We start from the raw sequence: 5086 nt of genomic DNA on the forward strand, positions 1-5086 counted from the left end.
AGATTATGCAACTCAATGGCTTTGGCATTATAATCATGAAAGGCCACACCAAGCTAATCAAGGACGACCACCTTTAATGGCTGCTTAACCTCTACTTTTAACTTCGGTTATTTATGGGAGGATTACCGTAAAAGACCATTATTCTATTAAATTTTTCAATATAAATCGGAAGTATAATAAATATGTCAGTATCAGAAGTAGAGGATTCACTGTCAGATCAACCCATTGATTTGGCATTACGAGGATTGGTTTTATTGGCAGGTTTTCATGGCATTGCTGTTAATGCAGAAGATATTAGCCATCAGTATGATGTTGAAGGTAAAGGGCTCACACAATCGCAATGGTTGTTAGCGGCTAAACACCTCGAACTTAAAGCAAAATGCATTAAACAACTCAACAGTCGCTTACACTTAGCAGCGCTCCCAGCGTTAGCATGGCGAGAAGATGGTGAACACTTCATCATTGCCCGGGTAGATGATGAACAAGTATTGATTCATGATTTAAGAACAGGCAAGCCTCAGATGTTATCCCGTGAGGAGTTTGATGTTTGTTATGAAGGTCGCATCATTGTTGTGGCTTCTCGTGCCTCTATTTTAGGCGAACTCCGTAAGTTTGATTTCACATGGTTTATTCCTGCTGTCATTAAATACCGTAAAATTTTAGGTGAAGTTCTATTAATTTCTGTATTTGTACAGTTATTTGCTTTAGTGACGCCACTCTTTTTCCAAGTGGTGATGGATAAAGTATTAGTACATCGTGGTTTAACTACTTTAGATGTCATTGTCATTGGCTTAGTTGTCATTACATTGTTTGATGTGGTGTTGAATGGTTTAAGAACCTATATCTTTGCCCATACCACAAGCCGTATTGATGTTGAATTGGGTGCTCGACTATTCAGACATATGTTGGCTTTGCCCATCTCTTATTTTGAATCACGCCGTGTGGGTGAAACTGTTGCCCGTATTCGTGAGTTAGAACAGATCCGTAACTTCTTAACAGGGCAGGCCTTAACTTCTTTATTGGACTTATTGTTCTCATTCATATTCATTGCTGTGATGCTTTATTACAGCGTTTGGTTAACGATGGTGGTTTTGGCTTCATTACCTTGTTATGCAATTTGGTCTGCTTTCATCAGCCCAGTTCTTCGTGCGCGTTTACATGATAAATTCCAAAAGAGTGCTCATAACCAATCATTTTTGGTGGAATCAGTCAGTGGTGTCGGCACCATTAAAGCGATGGCAGTTGAACCACAAGCAACCACACAGTGGGATAAACAGTTAGCTGCTTATGTTCACTCAAGCTTTCGTGTTACGCGTTTAGCCACCATTGGTCAACAAGGTGTGCAACTGATTCAAAAGATTGTCTCTGTGATGACACTATGGTTAGGGGCTCAACTTGTTATTAAAGGTGAAATGACAGTGGGTCAATTGATTGCCTTTAATATGCTCGCAGGGCAAGTGGCAGCACCGATTGTAAGATTAGCTCAGCTATGGCAGGACTTTCAGCAAGTAGGTATCTCGGTTGCTCGCTTAGGGGATATTTTAAATACTCCGACAGAAAATCCTAAAAGCCAGTTGGCATTGCCACCCATTAAAGGTGACATCACTTTTGAAAATATCGTGTTCCGCTATCGTCCCGATGGCCCTGAAATTTTAAAAAATACTAACCTTACCATTCAAGCAGGTGAGATCATCGGCATCGTAGGTCGATCAGGTTCAGGTAAAAGTACATTAACCAAATTAGTCCAACGGCTTTATGTCCCTGAGCGAGGGCGAGTGCTCATTGATGGCAATGATCTATCTTTGGCTGATCCTGCATGGCTGCGCCGTCAGATTGGTGTAGTGCTGCAAGAGAACTTATTATTCAATCGATCCGTCAAAGATAATATTGCACTCTCTGATCCTGGTATGACATTAGAACGTGTGATGGCTGCTGCTAAATTGGCAGGTGCTCATGACTTTATCATGGAACTCCCAGAAGGCTATGACACCATGGTAGGCGAACATGGTTCCACACTGTCAGGTGGTCAAAGACAACGCATCGCCATTGCTCGTGCATTGATTGGCAATCCTAGAATATTAATCTTTGATGAAGCAACGAGTGCTTTAGATTATGAATCTGAACATGCCATCATGAAGAATATGAAAGATATCTGCCGTGGTCGTACAGTATTGATCATTGCCCATCGCCTATCCACAGTGCGGATGGCAACTAGAATCATTGCGATGGATAAAGGTGTCATTGTGGAAGAAGGTAAACACGATGACTTATTGAAAAAAGAGAACGGTTACTACGCCTATCTCCACCAGTTACAGAATGGCTAAGGAGATTAAACCATGGGATTATGGAAAGAAGGCTTAGGTGCCATGTTCAAACGTTACAAAGAGATTTGGAAAGCCGTTTGGAATATCAGAGAACAATTAGATCCACCAAAACGTGATGAGGATGAACGTGCATTTCTACCTGCTCAATTAGAGTTGGTGGAAACCCCTTTATCCAATGCACCTAAATGGGCTGCACGATTGATCATGCTCTTTTTTGTCATCACTCTTCTATGGGCCATCTTAGGTCATATGGAGGTTGTGGCAACTGCGCAAGGTAAAACCGTATTAAGCGGGCGCAGTAAAGCCATCAAAAGCCTAGAAGATGGTGGGATTGTTAAAATCTATGTGAAGAATGGTGATGAGGTTAAAAAAGATGACCCTTTAGTCACGTTAGATTTCTTAGGTGCGGATCAAGATTATGAAAAAGCAGAGCAATCATTAGAAGCGGCAACGCTTTTAAAATACCGCTCTGAAGCTTTGATTAAAGCACTGCAAAATCAAGAAATGCCACTCATCACAGAAGAAGCCACAGAACGCATCACAATCGATGAACTCAAACAGGCTGAGCAATTGGTACAAAACCAGTATCAGCTGTGGCAATCTCAAGATGATCGTTATGGTTCAGCCATTCGTCAGAAAGATGCAGAGTATCGTACCACCAATGCCCAAGTGGAAAAGCTCACACAAAACATTGAACTCATCGAAGAAGAGCTACAGGACTATGAAAAGCTCAGCAATAATAAGAGTAAAGGTGTCTCTAAACATCAATATAACCAAAAGAGACAAGATCATATCAATGCTAAACATGAATTGGTTTCGCAAGAGAGCCGGCTCATTGAGATCAATGAAGGGAAAATTCAGTTAGAGAAAGAGCGTCAATACACTGAATACCAACTCAAACAAGAGATATTAAACGGCTTGCGAGAAGCTCAAGAGCTGGTTCCTCAATATCTAGCAGATAGCCAACGAGCAAAGCACCGCATGGATCAAGCTCACATTAAAGCGCCAGCCAATGGCACAGTGCAACAGCTGAATATTCATACAGAAGGTGGTGTGGTTTCCCATGGTGAAGAGTTGATGGTGATTGTGCCTGAAGGTGACTTTATGGAAGTGGAAGCATTAGTGCCCAATAAAGATATTGGCTTTATTGAACATAACCAAGAGGTTGTGATCAAAGTGGAAAGCTTCCCATATACTCGATATGGCTATATTACAGGTAGAGTGAAAAGCATCAGCTTTGATGCAATCGAGCATCAAGATTATGGATTGGTGTACCAAGCGATTATTAAACTGGATAAAGACTTTTTAATGATTAATGAAAAGAAAATACCGCTCACAGCAGGCATGAATGTGACGGCTGAGATTAAGATCAGAGAACGCCGAGTAATAGATTATTTCTTGAGCCCACTTCAAACGAAGGTGGGTGAGAGTATGCGTGAATTATAGAAATAAAATTAAAACTGAAAGGAAGAATATATGTTGAAGAAAAGTTTAATAGGATTAGCAATTATCACTGTGTTAGGTGGTGGATATTTTGGATATTCGCAGTATCAAGATTATCAAAAACGTGAATATGCTCGTTTATTGCAAGAGCGTAATCAAAGTATTCGAAAAATGATAGAAGAAAATAGACAAGATGCCATTAATCGTAAATTAGAAGAAGAGGCTCGGTTAGAACGCATTGCTAAAGGCGAAGGTAAAGTTGAAAAGATTGTAACGCATTATGATACTGGTGAGAAAAAAGAGGAGTATGTACTTCTTGAAGGGAGAAAAGAAGGAAAATATATTCTCTGGTATAAAAATGGTTTAATTTCAAGTGAAGCTTCCTACAGAAATGGCTTTTTAGTGGGTGAGAGAAAAAATTATTTTGACAATTCACAACATACAATTAGTTCAATTTCTCAATATGATCGCACTGATGAAAATCGATCGTTTGGAGAGCACAATACTCAGTGGTATATCAATGGTAATAAGCGTGAAGAGTCATATAAAAACAGTCGGTTACTTGAAAAAGAGTACAGAAAATCTTGGCGTGAAGATGGGACTCTTAAATATGAAACATTTTTTGATCCAGATTTAGATTTAACTGTTGTTATTGGATATTATCCATCAGGAGAGCCCCAGTACAAGTATTTTGAAGATAGGTATCAGGCTAAGCAACAGAAGACAACTTATTGGTACAAATCGGGTAAAAAATATTTTGAAGCCAATTATAAAGATCGATTAATACAGGGGATTGCAACTTATTGGTATGAATCTGGTCGAAAATATGCCGAAATTCTCTTCGATGATTTTGGATATGCCAATGGTTGGTGTCAACAATGGGATGAAAATGGCGTGCTAATTCGTAAAGCTTTTTTGCAAAACAATAGGGAGCAACATAGTCGTGAAGCTGTTAATTATAGACCTGATGTGAAGTGCCAGAAAGTCCCTCCGCTTAAAGATTTTGATCAAATATAATTTATAAATTAAAAAAGGTAATATAAGATGAATTCATATCAAGAATTAATGCAGTTAGCCTTGGGCTCAAAAGGTGCTTTAAATGACTGGGCAAAATTAAATGGCATTTCAGAGGATGATAGAATGTTTGCCATTCTTTCTTTATCTATAGACCTTATGGGGTTGTATAAAGATAGGTAATCCCCCCTAAAAATAATAGGATTCAAAAGTAGAATTTTCGCTTAATATTAATTTAAATAAGTTAGGAGATTCTTAATGAAAACATCTAAATTTACTGATAGCCAAATCATGGCAATTTTAAA

General features: G+C 39.1%; 5 protein-coding genes. All 5 read left to right on the plus strand.

The annotated features are described in order from the left end of the window. The coding region (locus tag B9T20_RS10095; RefSeq protein ID WP_148138449.1) for an integrase core domain-containing protein at positions 1-88 on the plus strand (88 nt) is incomplete at its 5' end. 94 nt (positions 89-182) lie between these two features. After that, positions 183-2324 carry a type I secretion system permease/ATPase gene (locus tag B9T20_RS10040; RefSeq protein WP_018122655.1) on the plus strand — a complete coding sequence of 714 codons (2142 nt, stop codon included), beginning with the start codon at positions 183-185 and terminating at the stop codon, positions 2322-2324. Positions 2325-2336: 12 nt separating this feature from the next. Next, on the plus strand, positions 2337-3770 hold the full coding sequence (locus tag B9T20_RS10045) for an HlyD family type I secretion periplasmic adaptor subunit (protein WP_008315649.1): 1434 nt from the start codon (positions 2337-2339) through the stop codon (positions 3768-3770). Positions 3771-3800: 30 nt separating this feature from the next. Beyond that, positions 3801-4784, plus strand: coding sequence for a toxin-antitoxin system YwqK family antitoxin (locus tag B9T20_RS10050; RefSeq protein WP_008315648.1), 984 nt, complete (start codon positions 3801-3803; stop codon positions 4782-4784). A gap of 27 nt (positions 4785-4811) precedes the next feature. Beyond that, positions 4812-4964 (plus strand): hypothetical protein, encoded by a 153-nt coding sequence (locus tag B9T20_RS10145; RefSeq protein WP_158520546.1) that lies wholly within the window; start codon positions 4812-4814, stop codon positions 4962-4964. The last annotated feature ends 122 nt before the right edge of the window (positions 4965-5086 follow it).

It is taken from the genome of Wohlfahrtiimonas sp. G9077 (assembly GCF_002252155.1).
Taxonomy (GTDB): domain Bacteria; phylum Pseudomonadota; class Gammaproteobacteria; order Cardiobacteriales; family Wohlfahrtiimonadaceae; genus Wohlfahrtiimonas.